We start from the raw sequence: 20,089 nt of genomic DNA on the forward strand, positions 1-20,089 counted from the left end.
TTTCAAGCCGTAAATAAATTAAAATGGTCGATTCGAAAGAAATTTGACTTAAAAAAAATTAAAATCGGTCATGCAGGAACTTTGGATCCACTTGCTACCGGATTACTTTTAATATGCACTGGAAAATTCACAAAAAAATTAAATGAATTACAAGGTCAAGAAAAAGAATACACAGGTACAATTACCTTAGGTGCCTCTACCCCATCTTACGACCTGGAAACAGAAGTAGACAAAACTTTTTCGATTGAACACCTTACCAATGAATTGATTGAGGAGGCCGTTCAAAAATTTATTGGTGAAATAGAGCAAACACCACCGATTTTTTCTGCATTAAAAAAAGATGGAAAACGACTTTATGAGTATGCCAGAGAAGGAATAGCAATAGAAATTAAGAAGCGAAAAGTCACTGTTTCAGAATATGAGATTACAGAAATAAAGCTTCCGCATGTTAAATTTAGAATTGTTTGCAGCAAAGGCACTTATATTCGGTCTTTGGCACATGATTTGGGGGTAGTACTAAAGTGTGGTGGTCATTTATCTGAATTGCGAAGAACCAAAATAGGGGTCTATCACGTAAATAATGCTCAAGATCCAATCAATTTTGAGAAAGAATTACTCGGAGAAGATGCCGTATAACGAAAATATCAGGGAATTTTTCCGTTCATCGAATAATTTAAATAATTTTCTTAAAACGAGGTTATAGCTCTTATGAACCTGAACCGCAAACAATTATCATTACTAATAACTGTCTTTTCGATGGGTATAATAATATTGGGGCTATACAATCTAAACTTAGGCAAGGCGGATGCGGAAGAAGACGAGTACATCGTAGAAATGATGTTAGCCGAGGAAGATATTGAAGAATTACTGGAAGAAAAGAAGGCGCTTGAAGATTTAGCTAATGCAGATCCGATAAAAAGCCATTTAGCTTATAACGAAACTGCCAAACCTAGTTACGGTGATCCAGAACCTCTAAAAACATTAGAAGAGTTGATGGCCGAAAAAGAGGCTTCAACCGATGATCCTTTAGATGGGCCAAATATGGATTCTGAATATGCAGAACGCGTAAAAGAACTTGTTAGAAAAAGAGAAGAAAAGAAACAATTGCTAGGTGAAAAAGAGGCTGAGAAGAAAGAATTCACTAATAACTTAGCAAAAAGAAAAACTTCTGTTTCTTACTCCTTGGTAAATAGAAATAACTACAGATTACCTCCACCAATTTATACTTGTATTGAAGGTGGAAAAGTAGTAGTTAATATTACAGTTGATGCTTTAGGAAATGTTTCTCATGCAGATTTCAATGCGAAAAGCTCAGGAACATCCAATGGTTGTTTAGTTGATAATGCAATTACGTACGCATTAAAAGCCAAATTTAATACTGCCGAGAGAGCAACACAAAAAGGAACAATTACCTATATTTTTCAGGAAAAAGCACGATAGCTAGATTATTTTCAATAAATCGTTAAGTATACTTTGACCTTTATCTTTATTGTACCAAACTTGCAATTCCTCTTTAAATTCAGGTAGAATTCCACCATTTACTAATTTGTGATCTTCTACTAGTTTGGTTGCAGCTTTTGATCTTGGTCCCCATTCTCCATTAACTTCTTGAGTACTTTCATCAATACTAATTAATTTAGGGATAGACATTCCACCATTAGTTAAAAATCGATTCATTAAATCGACATTCTTATCGCGTAGAATAATTTTAAGCGTTATGTTCGAGTTCAACTCAGCTATCTTATTTATAACTGGTAAAGCAGGTGAGGCATCGCCACACCAACTTTCGGTTAAAACCAACCAAGTTGTTTTAGTATTTGTTTGCTTTATTTCAGCAATAGCTTCTTCATTAAACTTCAAGGTTTTATCCCATCGTTTCATACGTCTATTATTCAATTGCGTATAATTAGCCAAAGCCTCCGATTGTTCTGGTCCTGTAGACTTACCATCCTCAGCCAACTGCGCCACTAATGCTCTATAATCTTGATATGAAACTGCCTTTTGGAGGCCCTCTTTAATAAGTACTTCAGTACTTTTCTTGTCGATTTGGGTTTCAGCCATTTTATTAAATTTTAAGCAAAATTAAAATTCAGTTAATCATAAAAATATGATTTAAGTCATTATTGGTCGCTTGGACTACTCGAAGCTTACAATTTGGCAAAACGACGTTATTTTTACAATAAAATCCTTCAAAATTATATTTTCGATTTGGCTATCTTTATCAAAAATAGCTAACATGGATAAACATCGATGTGGTTGGTGTCTTGGCGATGATTTATATGAAGATTATCACGATAAAGAATGGGGTACACCTGTTAAAGACGACGATACACTTTTTGAATTTTTAATTCTAGAAACTTTTCAAGCTGGCTTAAGCTGGATAACCATTCTACGAAAAAGAGAAAATTTCAGGAAAGCATTTGACCAGTTTGATTATAAGAAAATAGCCCAGTATGATCAATCTAAAAAGGATTCACTTCTACAAGATGCTGGAATCATCAGAAACAAATTAAAAGTAAACGCGACAGTTACTAATGCCCAGTTATTTATAAAAATACAGGAAGAGTTTGGTAGTTTCAACACTTATATATGGTCGTTTGTAAATAATACTCCAATTAAAAATAAAGTTACCAACTACAAAGATGCACCGGGTAATACTCCCCTCTCCGATGCCATTAGTAAAGACCTTAAGAAAAGAGGTTTTAAATTTGTCGGCAGTACGGTAGTCTATGCTTTTATGCAGGCTATAGGAATGATAAATGATCACGAAACAAAATGTTTTAGATATGACGAAGTTTAAAAACATCTTTTTTTTAATTTTTGCAATTGCAATATGCACTAATAGTTTAGCACAAGACAGAATTGAAAGACAGCATCGTATAACAAAATCACAATTCCCTCTTGAAGCTATTGAAACCTTAACTAATAATAGTACAGGTATAAAGCGATTGAAGTATTATCAAGAAATTGATACAATTCAAAAAACATACACGGCCAAGTTTAAAAAATCACGTCTTTATTATGAAATGGATTTTGATAATAATGGTGTATTTGAGGCTCTATCCTTTTCAATAAAACAAGTAGACATACCGGAAGATAGTTTTCAAAAAATATCCAATTACTTGGAACAGAATTTCGAAAACATTAAGGTTCGAAAAATGCTGCAATTATATTCCAGTAATTCTGAGCAAAATATTGAAAAAACAATTAAAAATGCCTTTCAAAATTTAATGGTACCCGATATGAATTATAAATTATTAGTTCGTGGTAAATTGAATAAAAGAAAAACTGACATTGAAGTTTTGTTTGATGCAAGTGGTGACTTTATTAGTCAAAAAGAATTGCTACCTCCTAATTATGACCGTGTACTATATTAATTATGGATTACGATTATGTAAATGCCTTATCACAAGAATTTGAGGCGGTTGGCAATCCAGAAATTGCTGCAGTTCAAAAAGCATACTTACGTAATCAGTTCGATTTTTTTGGTATGAAAAGTCCAGTTCGTAGAGCAACACAAAAGCCTTTTTTAGTAAAACAATTTTTGCCCGCTAAAGAAAGTTTGGCAGAATTAGTGAAAACATTATGGATAAAGCCACAAAGAGAATTTCATTATTTCGCACAAGAATTAACACATAAATACACTAGACAATTAGAGCTAGCCGATATTGTTTTATTTGAATTTATGGTCATCAATAACTCTTGGTGGGACACTGTAGATTTTATTGCTACTAATCTTATTTCCAATTATTTCCGGAAATTTCCGGACCAACGAGATGCGATTACTAAAAAATGGATGGCTTCAGAAAATATTTGGTTACAAAGATGCTGCCTACTATTTCAATTAAAGTGGAAAGACAAATTGGATACCCAATATTTAGAAAAAACTATTCATTCCCTTTTAGGTTCCAATGAGTTTTTTATCAATAAAGCTATTGGTTGGATTCTTCGCCAATACAGTAGAACAAATCCAAATTGGGTTATCGATTTTGTTTCCAAAAACAATCTCCATTCGCTAAGTAAAAGGGAGGCCCTGAGGTTAATTGTTTAAAAATTTCGACTTAAAAAATTCATACAAATCGATATTTAAAAAGATTAATAACATACCATAAAAAATATCTTCAACAGGAATCGTAAATAAACGAATACCCAAATTCTCAGCATCATTATACCAAACTATAGGTGATTCTAAAAAACTACCCGTTAAAATACCGTTACTAACAAAGAAAAATGGCAAAACAATTAAATAGGATAAGTATTGATAGGATAAGTCTCTCTTTCTAATTACCTGAAAAATTAAATACACAGCCGTTATTAGGGAAGTTATACTTGTGTACCATTTATCTAAAGACATTATGCCAACGAGTAGTAAAATTAGAATAAAGAGTATAGAAATTATTTTTTGAAATGTGACCAAAGGATTATTCTGTACCAAATATTTCAAAGAAAAATAGGTAAAAACACAAGCATATGGTATACTAACAAAAAATAGGACCTCTTCAATTGGTAAGTTAAAAATATTTAGTCCGATTACATAATCTGGATTAAAGCCCCAAATTCCATTTAGTGTAAAATCAGCATCCCAAACCAAAAAGAAAAATCCAACAATAATATTTGCCAAAAAAAATGGCTTCCATTCCTTATAAAAAGCATGTTTAGGATAAAAACTTGCTATAAAAGGAATAGAAATACAACACAAATCTATTATTAAGTACGTGTAAGATTGCATTTTCAAAGAAACTGTTTAAAATATTTCATTGGCACATATAACATACCAAAGCATTCGCCATCTTCTTTACCCAAGTGTTTATGATGTACTTTATGCGCTTTTCGTAAGGCTTTTAAATACGGACTTTTTATATTATCGAACCAGCTAAACCTTCTGTGTATAATTACATCATGAACTAAAAAATAACTGAGGCCATATAGAAAAACTCCTAATCCTATAAAAAACAAATAATTAAAGCTTGGATAAGTGCCAAAATAAAAAAGTAGAATACTTGGTATAGCTCCAATGACAAAAAAAGTATCGTTTTTTTCAAAAACACCTTGATATTTTGGTTGGTGATGATCCTCATGTAGTACCCACAAAAATCCATGCATTACATATTTATGCGTGCACCAAGTCACCACTTCCATTAGTATGAATACAACTACAGTTAAAGATATGTAACTCAAAACAACCATTAAAACAGCCCTTTAAATAAATTTATACTTAAATAACATTTAATCTATAACGAACTACAGCCTTGGTCAATAATACCAACTTTAAAGAATTAGAAATACGAATACGACCATTCATAATCTTATTACAATCAGCTCTTTTTATCTTTTGTAACAAACGCAAGTAATACCTATACGCCAAATACACCCCTAATTTACCTTCTAGAGGAAGCAAGACTATACCTTTATAAGCTTCGGCAAAATCACTTTCTATATCTAAAAGAATTTCTGCTTTAGATTGTTCTGTTAACTCTCCATTTACCAAATTAGGAAAGTATGAGCGACCTAAATCTTCATTGTCTTGTCTAATATCACGTAAGAAATTAACCTTTTGAAAAGCAGAGCCCAAACGCATAGCATACCCTTTTAGTTCATTATATTTCTTCTCATCATTATTTACAAACACTCTCAGGCACATTAAGCCTACCACATCTGCAGAACCATAAATATAATTCTCATATTCTTCTTTAGAGGTATATTCTTTTTTGTCTAAGTCCATTCGCATTCGATCCATAAAATCTTGAACATAAACCTTTAAATCGTATTTATGTACAATTTCTTGAAAGGCATTTAAAATAGGATTCAGACTTATTTTACGTTCAACAGCTTTATAATAATCTTGCTCAAATTCATCAAACAGAGTTTTTTGTTGATAATCGTGGAAGGTATCTACAATTTCATCGGCATATCTTACAAAACCATATATAGCGTAAATGGCGGGTCTAATTTTAGGCGAGAATAGTTTAATCCCCATTGAAAATGAAGTACTATATGTCTTAGTCACTAACTTACTACAATCATAACTCGAAGTATCAAACAGTTTTTTCATAGTTCATTTTGCTTTATAATCAGATCACTCACAAGTTTACCGGAAATTAATGCTGGCGGAACTCCAGGCCCTGGAACGGTTAATTGGCCTGTGAAAAACAAATTTTCAACTTTCTTACTTTGCAATTTTGGCCTTAAAAATGCAGTTTGTGAAAGTGTATTTGCCATTCCATAGGCATTACCCTTATAGGAATTATAATCTTCAATAAAATCGTTAACACAGAAAGATTCACAGAACAAAATATTGTCAAAAATCTGTTGATTAGTTCGTTGTTGAAACCGCGCCATTATTAAATCGAGATACTGCGCTCTAAGTTGCTCATTATCATCTAATCCGGGTGCAATGGGCACCAAGAAAAATCCTGCCTCACAACCTTCAGGAGCCATGGTGACATCAGTTACCGATGGAAAATTAGCATAAAAAAGTGGATCGGATGGCCATTGAGGGTTATCATAAATTTCTTTTGCATGATTTTCAAAATCAGTATCAAAAAATAAATTGTGATGTTCTATATTTTTAAGTTTGGTATTGAAACCAATATAAAAAAGCAATGATGACGGAGCAAAAGTCTTTTTAGACCAATAGTCTTCTTTGTACTGTCTATATTGAGTATCTAATAATGTTTCGGAATGGTGATAGTCCGCACCACTTATTACGTAATCACTTTTAAAAATTGCACCATTACTTTCAATTCCGATAGCATGACTATCCGCTGCAATTATTTTATTTACTTCGTGGTCTGTAAATAATGTCACACCTAATTCAATCGCAAGACTTGTCATTGCTTTCACCACCTCATACATTCCACCCTGCGGATGCCAAGTACCAAGACCAAAATCAGCATAATTCATAAAACTGTAGAATGATGGAGTATTGTTTGGTTTGGCACCTAAGAAAAGTACAGGAAATTCTAAAGTTGAAACTAATTTCGGATTTTTAAACTTTTTTCTAACAACACCGCTTATAGTTTTAAAAAATTGATCAACTTTTAATATAGTGTCTTTGGTAACCAATTCAAAAGGGGAAATTCCCGGCTTTAGAACGACTTTATTAATAGCAATACTATAATTCTCTTGTGCCTCTGAAATAAATTGTCTTAGGTATTTTGAGCTTCCAGTCTCAATACGCTCGAATTCTAAACATATTTTATCAATTGAATCTCCAATTGTAATTACGTCATCAGCAAAAAATATTTGATAAGCTGGACTTAATTTATCTAAGGCGTAATAATCAGAAGTTTTCTTGTCGAAATGAGCGAAAAATTTGTCGAATATATCAGGCATCCAATACCAACTTGGACCCATATCAAAAGTGAAACCTTGTTTCTTTAATTGTCGCGCACGTCCACCTACCGAACTATTTTTTTCAAAAACAGCAACATCATACCCAGCTTTTGCCAAATAGCAACTCGCAGATAATGAGGAAAATCCCGAACCAATAACTATTACTTTTTTCATAATCATTTGAAATAAAAATAATTAGAAGTATGAAAAACACCTAAATTAAAAACATACTTAGAATTCGATATTAATAACACAATGTACTTTTGCTTTACTCTAATCACTAACACAATTAATATTGTCCAGTGTTTAACCGAATCAGTTAGACAAATATAAACGATATTTTAATTTTGTCTAATAATATATGTAATTTATTTAGACAAAATTGTACCTTTGATAAAAATAAAGACCTAAATTTTACAGGTTTAGATCATAATTCTTTTTTAAAATTATAATTATTTATGGCTACATATTCAATGGCAGAGGTTGTTACTTTGACAGGAATAAACGCCCATACTTTAAGAAAATGGGAAAGCAGGTATGATTTTCTAGTTCCGAATAGAACAGAAACAAACATCAGATATTATTCTGATTTACAACTTCGTAAATTACTAAATATTAGTATTTTAAATCGAAATGGTTATCGTATTTCGAAAATAAATAAAATGTCTGATGAAGAAGTTTTTGAACAAGTTTCCAAAATTTTAATTGATTCGAATCAGTCGGATGAAATAAATGCGCTTATACTTAGCATGATTCAATTGGATGAACTCGCATTTGATAATACTATTAATCGAATTATAAAAAATAACGGACTTCTAAATACGGTAATCGATGTAATTTATCCATTTTTAAATCAAATTGGTGTATTGTGGACAACACATAAAGCCATGCCAGCTCAAGAGCATTTTATTTCTAATCTAATTCGTCAAAAAATATTTTCGGCGATTGAAAATTTACCATTAGCTCCCAAAGAAGCTCCTAAGTTGATTCTTTTTTTATTGGAGGATGAAGATCATGAAATAGGTCTATTATTAGCAAATTATATTGCCAGAGAATTAGGTTGGCGCGTATATTATTTAGGTACAAAAGTACCTTTAGAGAATATAGAAAAGGTAATTGAAATTACTAAACCGCAACTGCTAGTTTCACTTTTTATTCTAATTAGACCGGAATGGGTGAAAACGAACCTTAATTTATTGATGAGTAAAACTGATGTACCTATAGCACTATCGGGTAACAAAGATAATTTTGCGGAAATCACTATTTCTAAACAGATAAACTACCTAAAAGACCCAAAGGAAATGATAGAATTCCTTGAAAAACGTTACAAAAATTCCAACTCTAAAACCAATAACTAAATTTAATTAAGTGGAGAATGGTCGTTCAAAATCTCCATGAAAGTTTTTCTAGTTATTTCTTCGGCTCCCAAGCTTTCTAAGTGTTTTGTGTAAACTTGACAATCAACCAATTTATAATTCTTTGCTTCCAAGACTTTAACTAAGCTAATAAAGGCATATTTAGATGCATTGCTTTTTAAGCTGAACATACTTTCGCCACAAAATACATGACCCAAATCAATACCATATAAACCACCTACAAGTTTATTTTCACTCCATACCTCGTATGAAATAGCATGTCCTAATTCATTTAATTTCATATATGCAGATTTCATATCATCTGTAATCCATGTTCCATCTTGGCCTACTCGTTTAACCTTTGCACATTGGTCAATCACTTTTTCAAAGCAAACATTTTTCGTCAAAGTAAAAGTATCACCAGCCATTATTTTACTCATGCTTTTAGAAATTTTTAATTTATTCGGAAAAAGCACCATTCTAGGATCAGGACTCCACCATAGAATTGGAGAATTAGTATCATACCAAGGAAAGATTCCATTATTATAGGCCAATAATAATCGTTCCGCAGATAAGTCACCTCCATAGGCTAACAAACCATCATTTGTAGCCGTTTCTATTGGGGGAAATACCAATTCGTTAGTTAATTCTGGTAAACGATTCATAAATACAATTTAACACATAACCAAAAACCCCGCTGAATGCGGGGCGTGACAACCTAGAATAGGTTCATTATTATTCTAAAGAATTATTTCACTAATATAATTTTCACATTAAAATGGAAGATCATCGTGTTCTTCTTCATTTAAATCATTTGCTGGTTCAAACGCCTCAATTGGTGCTGCTGGAGGTGGTGTAGATCCTTGTTCTGCTTGAAGGTTTTCGATTCTCCAACCTTGAATGGAGTTGAAATATTTAACTTCACCTTGTGGATTAGTCCATTCTCTACCTCTAAGGTTAATACTAATTTTAACTGCCTGACCAGGTTGGTAAGCATTAAGAAGGTCTGTTTTATCTTGAACAAACTCTACCATTATATGTTGTGGATATTGTTCTTCGGTAGTAATTACAATTTCTCTTTTGCGAAAACCATTATTTCCAAAAGTTTGTGTTTCGCCAACTAATTTTATTTTGCCTTGAATTTCCATGTCGTAATATTATTCTGAATTCGAATTAAAAAAGTTTTTAAAAATACCAGTTATGTGGAAATCGACCTAATATAAACACATTAAGTTATTAAGATTAACTAACTATTTGGCAAGCTAATAAGAAAAGCACCCTATTTTTCAACATTATTCTTCTTTGATATACCTTTTTCACTTCTGCTTGAAATAATTCTTTATATAAGTAATAAATATATCAACTAACATCATCTTATAACTAAGATAAAAAATAGACCCCTTTTTTTCGTCATTGAGATCTAATCTAAAACAAATAAATTAGCTCAAAATAATAGCTACAATCAGTCTCACAATAATTACTCAGAAACAAGCAGTATAATCCAATTTGTATAAAATGCCCTATCTTTAACTAGCATTAAAAAGCGTTGATGAATTTCACACCAGAAAAGAAAACCACAAACATTATACTACTTATAACGGCCTTCGTTATAGTTAGTTTAATACTTTGGAACACCAACAGCTTCTTCAAGAAATTTAAGGAAGAGGAACGTTTTAAGATGGAAATTTGGGCGGCAGCACAGTACGAATTACAATCGATGCCAGCCGATGCCGAAATAGGAAATCTTCCAATTTTTGTTTTCCAAAAGAATACCTCAACACCTATGATCCTAATCAACAAAGATGGATCAATAAAGGTTAATAATTTTCCAAAAGAACACGAACATGATTCAATTTATATTCAACGTAAAATTGTTGAATTTGAAGAACAGAATACACCTATTGCAATTGGTGATAATTTAGAACAATTGGCAACATTGTATTATGGAAATTCTGAAGTACTTAACAAGCTAAAGTATTATCCGATAGCCCTAATGCTTATTATTTTTTTGTTTGGAGCCATGATATTTTTCTTTTTTAAAACGAATAAGGCATCGGAACAAAACAAATTATGGGCAGGTATGGCCAAAGAAACTGCACACCAAATTGGTACACCTTTATCTTCGTTATTAGGTTGGAATGAACTACTTAAAGCTGAAAATATAAATCAAGATATTACTAAAGAAATTGAAAAAGATATTACAAGGTTAGAAACAATTACGGAACGTTTTTCTAAAATAGGATCTACACCCAAACTCGAAGAACACAATATTGTTGAAGAGACCAAGAGTGCTTATGAATATTTAAAGCTAAGGAGTTCTAAATTGATTAATTTTTCATTTAATACAAAAGTAGAAAATGTACCAGTAATGATGAATCCGTCACTTTATAATTGGACCATTGAAAACCTTGTAAAAAATGGTATTGATGCCATGCGTGGTAAAGGCAATATCGCTATTGAAATTTTACTAGATAATAATTATGTTAAAATACATATCGCCGATACCGGTTCTGGAATATCAAAAAGTGATTATCAAAACATCTTTAATCCTGGTTTTACAAGTAAAAAAAGAGGTTGGGGTTTAGGCTTATCTTTGGTAAAAAGAATAATTGAAGAATACCATAAAGGAAAAATTAAAGTACTTTCGTCTAATAAAGAGGGAACAATTATGCAGATTTCATTTAAAATAGCAAACGTATAGTTAGTTATGGCACAAGAAAAACTGGAAGTAATTCAAGAATCGGTAATTACCAATAATTGTCCGCAGTGCTTTAATCAGGATATGAAGCTAACGTTTTATCAAAAACACCGTTATAGCAAATTATTCCATAAGGTAACCAATGAAATAACACATCAGGTACAATGCAAAACATGTGATTCTTTTATTTATCCTATCGATTGGACTCCAGATATTGAACGCATTTTCGATTATAAACGGAAAATGGTAACACCAGAAAAAGCCTCAGTGAAATATACTGGACTTTTTTACGGACTAATTCTTTTTTTGATTGCTTTAGTAGCAGGTGCTGTATATATTTTCACCCAAGGTATTATTGAATTTTAGCCCGAATAGCCTCCGCAACTTCCTCAAATTCCTCCTTAGCTAACGAAACCTTATTCTGAAAAGTAGCATTAGCCATTGTATTTAGTGGAATTAAATGAACATGTACATGGGGCACCTCTAATCCAATTACCGTCATACCCACACGTTTACATGGAATTGTAGCTTCAATGGCTAATCCTACTTTTCTAGAAAAAGCCATTAAACCCATATAAGTCTGCTCATCCAAATCTAAAAGTCTATCGACTTCCTTTTTAGGCACACAAAGCGTATGCCCTTTTGCATTTGGATTGATATCTAAAAATGCAAAAAAATCGTCATCCTCTGCTATTTTATAACAAGGTATTTCTCCTTCAATAATTTTGGTAAAAATACTTGGCATCTGACTAAAATTATGATCTGGTAATTTCTAAAATATCAAACTTTAAAGTTCCATTTGGTACAGTAATTTCTGCTGTATCACCAACTTCTTTACCTAACAGACCTTTACCAATTGGAGAATTAACTGATATCTTACCTGTTTTTAAATCTGCTTCACTCTCAGCTACCAAGGTATATTTCATTTCCATACCATTGGTTTGATTTTTCAATTTTACGGTAGATAATACAAGCACTTTAGAAGTATCTAGTTGCGATTCGTCTATAAGTCTTGCATTAGCATAAACATCTTCTAGTTTTGATATTTTCAATTCTAAAAGTCCCTGTGCTTCTTTAGCAGCATCATATTCCGCATTTTCAGATAAATCACCTTTATCACGGGCTTCAGCTATTGCTTGAGATGCCTTCGGACGTTCAATATCTTTCAATTGACGTAGCTCTTCTTTTAAATTTTTAAGTCCCTCAGCAGTATAGTAAGATACGTTGCTCATAAGTTCTTCGTTTATATAGTGTATACTTCTTGATTTTAATTTATTTCTGTTTCAAGAAGCTGTAAAAAGCAAAACCCCCTATTTCCCCAAGGCCTTCCTTGGTTTTTTAGAGAGGATATATAGCGAATATACGTATTTTTTACTCAAATTTGTCCATGAATTCCTAAACGAACAACATCTTATGAATCGAATTATTTGTCTTTTATTACTATTTCTAGTGCTATCTTGTGATAGTGATAGGGCTATTCGAAATCCATATATACAAGAAATAGGATTCCGTTTTGATCTTAATTTAAGTCTTCCGTTATATAGTCCCTTAACTAATCCCGGTAGTCCAGTTTATATAGGTCTAGATGGAGTTGGAAACCGTGGTGTATTTGTAATTAATGCTGGTTTCGACCAATTTCGAGCATTTGAAGCGACATGCCCAAATCATCCACCAAACAGTTGTTCTACCATGGAAATAGATGGGCAAAATGCCATATGCCCTTGTGAAGATTACGAGTACAGTTTATTTACCGGACAACAGTTTAATGTGCCCGAAGATGACAATGTCTACTATAATTTACTTGAATACCGAGCTGTACAAAGTGGAAATTCGGTAATTATAAGTAATTAAATAGTTCCTAGTATAGAATCCATTACCCAACTTCCGTGCAACGCAGTTTTACCTGTAGAAGGATGCTCTATGTTCTGAAATAAATCTTTCGCTAGATTTTCGACATGAAATTGCTGTACATGTTTAGGATGTTCAATAAATTCTTTTTGAAGGCCATCTCCATTCTCCAAAATAATATCGTCTTCTCCAAAAACTGAAAAAGAGATTTTGCCTTTACTACCATATATCTCAACCAAATCTTCTCTACGGTCGCATCCAAAATTCCATGTTGCCTCACCTGTTATTCCATTTTCATGCAACCAAGTTCCGGTAATCGCATCTTTTGCGGTATATAAGCCTTGTTGATTTAATGAAATACCATTAGCCTGTGAAATATCCCCTAAGTAATAAATAAAGAGGTCTAAACCGTGCGAAGCAAGATCATCAAAATAACCTCCAGGAGCTACTTTAACATCTGTACGCCAATTATACGCCCCACTTAAATCTACCTCAGAAGGATCTTTTGTTAGCATCCATCGAATATGCCTAACATCGCCAATTTTCTTATCATCTAACCATTTTTTCACAGCTAAAAAACGTGGCAAAGACCGGCGATAATAAGCAACAAAAAGTGGTAATTTTTTTTCCTTAAAGGCCTCATAAACCTCGAGACTTTCGGCGTAACTAGGTGCCATTGGTTTTTCCACACAACATGGTTTTCCAATAGCAGCAACTTTTAATGCATATTCTCTATGTGAATCTGGTGGTGTAGCTATATAAACAGCATCAACCTCATCATCGGCAATAAGTTCATCAGCATTTGAATACCATTTAGAAATACCATGACGTTTTGCATAATCAGCCGCTTTAGCCGCATCTCTTCTCATCACGGCTACAATTTCAAAGCCATTAGTATTTTGATATGCTGGTCCACTTTTAACTTCAGTAACATCACCACAGCCAATAATCCCCCAACGAATAGTTTTAGAAGTACTTTTCATTTTTTATAATTTATATTTTTCTTAGCTCGAAGGCCTATTTTTTAAACTAGATAAAAATTCAATAAGATCACGGAGTTCTCGTTTCGACATTATTCTGCCCATAGCAGGCATACTTGATGTCATATTCTCACGCTTAGCTATTCTTGATATTGCTACTTCTAACGGTTCTGCATCAGAAGTTCTAAGTATTAATTCATCATGTGTTTCTTCTTCCAAAAGTCCTGTCACTTCCTGGCCATCTTTTAAAGTTAAAGTTACATTACCATATCCTGGGGATAGTCGTGCACTTGGATTAATCAATGCTTCTAAAATTTGCTCACGACTTAATATATCTGCAATACCATCTAATGGTGGTCCTACTTGACCACCTTGTCCTTCTAGAGAATGACAACGTACACATTGTCCTGAAAGGCTATTATTAAAGTACCTAAACCCAGCTCCCCAATTACCACCATAAAGTGTTTCTTGATAAGCATCAACACCATAGCCTGCTTCTTTTAATTTATCTAATTTGGCAATTAAAAGTTCTGAATTTGTAGCCTGTACTGCTTCCATTAAATCTAGAATTACATTAGGCGATATTTTCTTGCTAGCTGCCTGGTCAATCATAGTACTCAATACGGGTTCACTTTTAGCTATTGGCATGGCTGCTAAAACACCTAACATACTTTGTTGTTCTCTAGCAGATCCATTTTTAAAGATTGGTTTTACAATACCAGGTATGTCGTTAGCAGGCACATCAATTTTAGACAACATATCTACTGCTACTACACGTACTTCAGTACTTTTATCCTTCATACCTTGTGCCATTACATCTTTAATGTCATCAGCATTAAGACTCCCTAATGCTTGTAAAGCAGCAACTCGTACTTTAGTTGATTTGTTGCTTTTTAGAAATGCCTTCAATTCATTATTAAAAGAGCTTAAATTAATTGCCCCTAATATTTTTGCGGTGGATGCAAGAATCTCAGGATCTTTGCTTTTAAGAAATTCAGGAATAACTGCTCCAACTTTCTGCTGTACAATGGCAGCCTCTCTGGAAATATCTGCACGTCTACGACCGTCTACTCTATCTAAGACAGAAGGCTCGGTCCAATTTGAAATCGCAGCCAAGGCTTCCCCTCTAAGAATACTTGAAACATTTTCTCGTTGAGTAAAGGCAATTAAATTATCTAAATCGCTTTCACGTCCCACTCTTAATGCTGCATTTATCGCTCTTCGAAGCAAAGGTTCTGAAGTAAAATCAACATTAACTAAAGTTTCCGCCAAAGCTGGCATCGCTGCTTCAATAGACCAATCATCATTTATTGCTCTTGCTGCTTCTGCAACAATATATTCATCCGAATCATTCAAAAATTCAGCAACTTTAGGATTTTGCAATCTCCGTAAAACCAAAACAGCAGCAATTCTTAAACTTCTATTTTCATTTTCTAATAGTGCTGTAATTGAATCTATATTCCCTATTCTACTTAAAGCCAAAACACCTGCATGCCGTAAATAATTATCTTCATCAGCATTTACAGCTAACATATCTAAAATTGGCTGTACAGCATCTGAATATTTTATTCTACCTAAAGCCTGAGCCGCGAAGAAACGGACTCTAGCACTTTCATTTTGCAATAATGGAATTAATAATTCACCGGCTTTTTCATTTTTAACATCACCCAAAATTTTAGCGGCTTGCGCTACTATTTCTAAATCGGAATCTTTTAGTAGTGCTAAAAGTGGTTCTGTGGCATCTACATCTTTCCACCCCAATTGTCCTAGTCCCCATATTCCATGAACTCTTACTAATTGATTTTCTTTCTGGGAAATACTTTTTTGAAAAACACTAGCACCTTTATCACCACGGGCAACTAATTCGAATTGTGCTTTCTGCCGAATTCGCATATCACCATAATTTAATAGGTTTTTAAGTTCATCTACAGATTGCGAAGCATAATCTAGTGTCATTAATTCTTTAGTCTTCTCACGTTCCGATTTTAAGTCATTTTTAGTTTTAGCAACATCCATTTTCCAAACACGACCATAATCTTTTGTGTTCCAACCATTAATCCAATCTGCAACATAAAGAGCTCCATCTGGTCCAAAACGTATTCCTGTTGGTAAAATGCCACTTACAACATCTTGTTCAGATTTTAATTCAAAAGAAGCACCACTCGGTTTTAAATCAAATGCCCATATATGAGAACGACCCGGATTTCCAACAAATTCGGTCAAGAAAAACTTATTCTGCCATTCTTTTCCCAAAGCAGTTCCAGGATTATACACCATTCCGGTTGGGCCATTATGAAAATTCTGAATCGGAGGCAAAAAATATGCTGCTTGTCCTTCCCAACGAGGCATGTACATTTTTTCGTCCATCCAAACGTTATAACCATTGTTTTTAGGATCCGTATATTTTCCATATTGCCAGTTAGCTCTCCATCCGGCATCATGTCCTTCAACAATATATACTAAGCGCTCACTTTCACCACGATGGTCACCATCATTATCAGCAGTTATTATATTTCCATATTCATCAAAAACAAACTCATGCGTATTTCTTAGTCCAGCCGCAAAAACTTCAAAATCTGAACCATCAGGATTTGATCGAACAATTACCCCTTGGTTCGGATATTTATGATGCACACCTTCTTCTGTCGTGAGGTTCATCCCAATATCGCCAATTCCCCAATAAATTTTACCATCTGGACCTTCAATTGCCCCAGACATACCATGACCTCCAAACCCTATATGAATTGCAAAGCCATGCGCAATAGACACTTTTTCATCAAGTATTTGATCGTCATTTGTATCTGTTAAGCGCCACATATCTGGCCCAACCCCTACAAAAACATCATTTTCTCGCACTAATAATGCACCCGCAACATCAGTAATTTCTTCATTAAAATCTTCTAGTATTCTAGTGGAAACATCAGCAATTCCATTTCCATTAAGATCTTCAAGTTTCCATATTTCATCTTTTTCAACTGCTAGATCATGCCAGTCATGAATAGAATCGTTATTTAAATCTTTAAGCCATGAGTTTTCCTCACTCTTTTCGGGAGCAAAAGTTTCATGCAAAAAAGCGCGTCTATCCGATACAGTTTCAAAGCTTATTGATGGTGTCATCCAATCGCGATAACCGCGAATATCAAATTCTGAATTTTTCTGGCGATTGGTGCGCGTCAAATAAATAGCACCCTTATCATCTACAGACATTGCTACAGGATCAGGAGCTAATGAATCGGAAGCCCAAAGTGTTAGTTCTAATCCGTCTGCAACTACAGCTGGTGTAATTTCTCGAACTTTCTTTGCATTTTCAATTCCTAAAACTGAGTCTTCAATAATAGTTATGGGAATTTCTTTTGGTTTTTGTGGTTTAGTATCACATGAAAAAAGTGTCGACAAAAATGCCGTCGTTAAAACAAATACACGAAGAATAGGTAAGGTTTTCATTAAGTTGGTTTTTCAAAATTGCTGAGCTTAACAAAAATAACAGAATATTTGAATGATAAAGGGGCAATCTATAAATAAGATTGCCCCTTAACTATTCAATTGTGGTTTACTCTTAAAAAAGGATGCTCGCACCCAATAAAAAGTTTATACCTGCTTGGGGGTAATAACCGGCTCCTTCAATAGTTGTAATTGTATCAGGCACAGAATAATCATCATCGTAGGTATAGAAATATCCATTCGATTCATATTCAGCATTGAATATATTATTTATCAAACCAGATAACACAATACTTTTAGCGAACGAATTCATTGGAATTTCATAACTAACATTGATATCTGATTGTGAATAGGCGCTTAAAGTCGAGGATTCTGCATCGATATTACCCATATACTGCTTACCAACATATTTAGTTAAAAACGATAATTGTAATTCATTTGTTGGAGAATATGAAATCTGATTACCAACAATTACATTAGGTGAAAAAGAAATATTTGTATTTCCAAGATTTTGCAACACTCCATCACGCTCAAAATAAAAATCTTTGTTCTTATTGGTACTCAAGGCCAAATTCGGTTGCCATTTAAAATGATTTCCTAGAGCAATACGCGCGTCTATTTCTAAACCAATTCTATAACTATCACCCACATTAGCTCTTAATGGTGCTCCAACATCATTTAGCTCACCAGTAAGCACTAATTGATCAACGTACTTCATATAATAAACATTTGTACTAAGCTGCACATCTGATGTAACATAACGCCAACCAAGTTCAAAATCATCTAATTTTTCTGGTTTGGGACTTCCGCTTTCATAATCATTTCTATTTGGCTCTCTATTAGCAACGGCATAGGAGAAATATAAATTACTATTTGTATTTACATCAAAAGTTACCCCAGCCTTTGGATTGAAAAAATTAAAAGTATCATCTACTATACCAGTGTCTTCACCATTAGCCGTATACCCAACTGTTCTGTATTGCAAATCACCATACACATTCCATTTATTATCTAATTGATAATTAGCTTTGGCGAAAATATTAAAGTCAGTTTTCACAGAACTATCATCATAATAGCGGTCTAAATAGTTGCGATTATTAGAAAATCTAGCCCAAAGAATTTCGCCATAGTGGTCGCCTTCATACTTATTCCATCCACCACCTAAAACAAAATCTAGCTTCTCATTCTTGTAATTAGCTGAAAAAACAGTACCATAAAAATGATTATTAAGCCAACGTCTTCGAATTAAATCAGTTGTAGTAATTTCTTCAGCATCAACATTTATCGGTTGAATACCATAAGTAGAAAAATCGTCATCTTCCTTATATTGTTCAAAAAAGCCACGTCCACGAGTATAATGCAAAGCAATATTTGTATTCCAATTATCAGTTAACTTTCTATTATACAATAGCTGCGCATGGTTCTGTTTGTAGTCATCCACTTCGTTATTATGATATTGCGTATCTCCATTTGCATCGGTATAAATTCCGGCCGAGTTGAAAGTTCTATCAGTCAGTAAAGTTTCAGCATCAATACCATTCCAGGACTGATAAGTAATTTCATGTCCACCAAAAAGTAGAGCCTTAAAAAGATTTTTATCATCTTTAAAAGTACCTTGAAGGAAATAAGAATCTAATTTAGATGAAGCGCGATCAACGTAACCATCCGAAGTTATACGAGACAAACGTCCTGAAATTTCTATATGCTCATTTAATAAACCTGTACTGAATTTTAAACTATTTCGAAGCGTATTAAAACTACCTATTGATGATGAAATCTGTCCAAAAGCATCTGCGGAAGTGGCATCTGTTAAAATGTTTAAACTAGCACCAAAGGCTCCGGCTCCATTCGTTGATGTACCAACCCCTCGTTGTAATTGCAAATTTTCAGTTGATGATGCAAAATCGGGCATATTCACCCAAAATGTACCATGCGACTCTGAATCATTATATGGGATTCCATTAATAGTGACATTTACACGAGTAGCATCGCTACCTCTAACTCGAATACCGGTATAGCCAACCCCTGCACCTGCATCTGAGGTGGTAACTACGGAAGGTAAAAAGTTCATTAAAATAGGGATATCCTGCCCTAAATTTCTTGGAGCAATTTGCTCTTTTGTGAAATTTGTAAAGGTTACTGGAGATTCTGAAGTAGCTCTAATAGCAGAGACGAAGACTTCGTCTAGCGCAATTTTTTTTCCTTCTAAAGAATCAATGGGTTGTTCTTGGGCCTGTGAGGTCATTGTTAAGCCGATTAAGGCAAACGTAGTGACAATAGTTTTCATTCGTACTAATTATATAGTGACGAATAAAAGGGGCTATTATTCTAAATTAATAATGATTTTTGTTCAATTAAGAACGGCAATAAAATTCCAAACAGCGCGATGAACTACGCATTCCTTGGCAGCATTACCTGCCCAGGTTCATTGG

At 33.5% G+C, this 20,089-nt stretch carries 21 protein-coding genes; 9 read left to right on the forward strand and 12 right to left on the reverse strand.

Annotation, left to right across the window (positions count from 1 at the left end):
• Nucleotides 1-636: tRNA pseudouridine(55) synthase TruB (gene truB, locus ABJF52_RS02865; RefSeq protein WP_348146015.1), on the forward strand; the 636-nt coding region annotated here is incomplete at its 5' end.
• A gap of 120 nt (nt 637-756) precedes the next feature.
• Complete coding sequence (locus tag ABJF52_RS02870; RefSeq protein ID WP_348146018.1) at nt 757-1,440, forward strand: hypothetical protein; 684 nt, start codon at nt 757-759, stop codon at nt 1,438-1,440.
• Here the strand turns inward: ABJF52_RS02870 and ABJF52_RS02875 are convergent, their stop codons facing one another.
• On the reverse strand, nt 1,441-2,061 hold the full coding sequence (locus ABJF52_RS02875) for a thioredoxin family protein (protein WP_348146021.1): 621 nt from the start codon (nt 2,059-2,061) through the stop codon (nt 1,441-1,443).
• A gap of 175 nt (nt 2,062-2,236) precedes the next feature.
• Here ABJF52_RS02875 and ABJF52_RS02880 point away from each other — a divergent pair, with 175 nt between their 5' ends.
• Genes ABJF52_RS02880 through ABJF52_RS02890 form a run of 3 tightly spaced genes read left to right on the forward strand, consistent with a single transcriptional unit; the run spans nt 2,237 to nt 4,051 of the window.
• Complete coding sequence (locus tag ABJF52_RS02880; RefSeq protein ID WP_348146024.1) at nt 2,237-2,800, forward strand: DNA-3-methyladenine glycosylase I; 564 nt, start codon at nt 2,237-2,239, stop codon at nt 2,798-2,800.
• On the forward strand, nt 2,787-3,377 hold the full coding sequence (locus ABJF52_RS02885; RefSeq protein WP_348146027.1) for a hypothetical protein: 591 nt from the start codon (nt 2,787-2,789) through the stop codon (nt 3,375-3,377). The genes ABJF52_RS02880 and ABJF52_RS02885 overlap by 14 nt, the downstream gene beginning before the upstream one ends.
• Nucleotides 3,378-3,379: 2 nt before the next feature.
• Nucleotides 3,380-4,051 carry a DNA alkylation repair protein gene (locus ABJF52_RS02890; RefSeq protein WP_348146030.1) on the forward strand — a complete coding sequence of 224 codons (672 nt, stop codon included), beginning with the start codon at nt 3,380-3,382 and terminating at the stop codon, nt 4,049-4,051.
• Here ABJF52_RS02890 and ABJF52_RS02895 read toward each other — a convergent pair.
• The 4 genes from ABJF52_RS02895 to crtI are packed head-to-tail and all read right to left on the reverse strand — an operon-like array spanning nt 4,040 to nt 7,509.
• Nucleotides 4,040-4,729 (reverse strand): lycopene cyclase domain-containing protein, encoded by a 690-nt coding sequence (locus tag ABJF52_RS02895; RefSeq protein WP_348146033.1) that lies wholly within the window; start codon nt 4,727-4,729, stop codon nt 4,040-4,042. The two genes, ABJF52_RS02890 and ABJF52_RS02895, sit on opposite strands and share 12 nt — an antisense overlap.
• 2 nt (nt 4,730-4,731) lie before the next feature.
• Nucleotides 4,732-5,187 carry a carotene hydroxylase gene (locus ABJF52_RS02900; RefSeq protein WP_348146036.1) on the reverse strand — a complete coding sequence of 152 codons (456 nt, stop codon included), beginning with the start codon at nt 5,185-5,187 and terminating at the stop codon, nt 4,732-4,734.
• 28 nt (nt 5,188-5,215) lie between these two features.
• Nucleotides 5,216-6,052 carry a phytoene/squalene synthase family protein gene (locus tag ABJF52_RS02905; protein WP_348146039.1) on the reverse strand — a complete coding sequence of 279 codons (837 nt, stop codon included), beginning with the start codon at nt 6,050-6,052 and terminating at the stop codon, nt 5,216-5,218.
• Complete coding sequence (crtI, locus tag ABJF52_RS02910) at nt 6,049-7,509, reverse strand: phytoene desaturase family protein (RefSeq protein WP_348146042.1); 1,461 nt, start codon at nt 7,507-7,509, stop codon at nt 6,049-6,051. The genes ABJF52_RS02905 and crtI overlap by 4 nt, the downstream gene beginning before the upstream one ends.
• Nucleotides 7,510-7,793: 284 nt before the next feature.
• On the opposite strand from crtI, the gene ABJF52_RS02915 reads away from it, so the two are divergent.
• Nucleotides 7,794-8,693, forward strand: a complete 900-nt coding sequence (locus ABJF52_RS02915; protein ID WP_348146045.1) for a MerR family transcriptional regulator — start codon at nt 7,794-7,796, stop codon at nt 8,691-8,693.
• 2 nt (nt 8,694-8,695) lie between these two features.
• Here ABJF52_RS02915 and aat read toward each other — a convergent pair whose 3' ends face one another.
• Together aat and ABJF52_RS02925 are read right to left on the reverse strand one after the other, a co-directional pair.
• Nucleotides 8,696-9,355, reverse strand: a complete 660-nt coding sequence (gene aat / locus ABJF52_RS02920; protein ID WP_348146048.1) for a leucyl/phenylalanyl-tRNA--protein transferase — start codon at nt 9,353-9,355, stop codon at nt 8,696-8,698.
• Between the two features lie 108 nt (nt 9,356-9,463).
• Nucleotides 9,464-9,838 (reverse strand): DUF3127 domain-containing protein, encoded by a 375-nt coding sequence (locus ABJF52_RS02925; RefSeq protein ID WP_348146051.1) that lies wholly within the window; start codon nt 9,836-9,838, stop codon nt 9,464-9,466.
• A gap of 401 nt (nt 9,839-10,239) precedes the next feature.
• Between ABJF52_RS02925 and ABJF52_RS02930 the strand changes: the two genes are divergently transcribed.
• Nucleotides 10,240-11,391: a HAMP domain-containing sensor histidine kinase gene (locus ABJF52_RS02930; protein WP_348146054.1), complete on the forward strand. Its 1,152-nt coding sequence runs from the start codon at nt 10,240-10,242 to the stop codon at nt 11,389-11,391.
• Between the two features lie 6 nt (nt 11,392-11,397).
• Nucleotides 11,398-11,754: a hypothetical protein gene (locus ABJF52_RS02935; protein WP_348146056.1), complete on the forward strand. Its 357-nt coding sequence runs from the start codon at nt 11,398-11,400 to the stop codon at nt 11,752-11,754.
• Here the strand turns inward: ABJF52_RS02935 and ABJF52_RS02940 are convergent.
• Together ABJF52_RS02940 and greA are read right to left on the reverse strand one after the other, a co-directional pair.
• Nucleotides 11,741-12,133 (reverse strand): HIT family protein, encoded by a 393-nt coding sequence (locus ABJF52_RS02940; RefSeq protein ID WP_348146059.1) that lies wholly within the window; start codon nt 12,131-12,133, stop codon nt 11,741-11,743. The two genes, ABJF52_RS02935 and ABJF52_RS02940, sit on opposite strands and share 14 nt — an antisense overlap.
• A 10-nt stretch (nt 12,134-12,143) precedes the next feature.
• Complete coding sequence (greA, locus tag ABJF52_RS02945; protein ID WP_348146062.1) at nt 12,144-12,620, reverse strand: transcription elongation factor GreA; 477 nt, start codon at nt 12,618-12,620, stop codon at nt 12,144-12,146.
• Nucleotides 12,621-12,801: 181 nt separating this feature from the next.
• On the opposite strand from greA, the gene ABJF52_RS02950 reads away from it, so the two are divergent.
• Nucleotides 12,802-13,239, forward strand: a complete 438-nt coding sequence (locus ABJF52_RS02950) for a hypothetical protein (protein ID WP_348146065.1) — start codon at nt 12,802-12,804, stop codon at nt 13,237-13,239.
• Here the strand turns inward: ABJF52_RS02950 and ABJF52_RS02955 are convergent.
• From ABJF52_RS02955 to ABJF52_RS02965, 3 genes are all read right to left on the reverse strand, one after another.
• Entirely contained in the window at nt 13,236-14,219 is a 984-nt protein-coding gene (locus ABJF52_RS02955; protein WP_348146068.1) for a Gfo/Idh/MocA family oxidoreductase, read from the reverse strand. The genes ABJF52_RS02950 and ABJF52_RS02955 overlap by 4 nt on opposite strands.
• Before the next feature lie 21 nt (nt 14,220-14,240).
• Nucleotides 14,241-17,660 carry a HEAT repeat domain-containing protein gene (locus ABJF52_RS02960; protein WP_348146071.1) on the reverse strand — a complete coding sequence of 1,140 codons (3,420 nt, stop codon included), beginning with the start codon at nt 17,658-17,660 and terminating at the stop codon, nt 14,241-14,243.
• Between the two features lie 112 nt (nt 17,661-17,772).
• Entirely contained in the window at nt 17,773-19,944 is a 2,172-nt protein-coding gene (locus ABJF52_RS02965; protein WP_348146074.1) for a TonB-dependent receptor, read from the reverse strand.
• Nucleotides 19,945-20,089 lie beyond the last annotated feature (145 nt).

Origin of the sequence: Aurantibacter sp., from assembly GCF_039941195.1 — a bacterium.
Lineage (GTDB): Bacteria > Bacteroidota > Bacteroidia > Flavobacteriales > Flavobacteriaceae > Aurantibacter_A.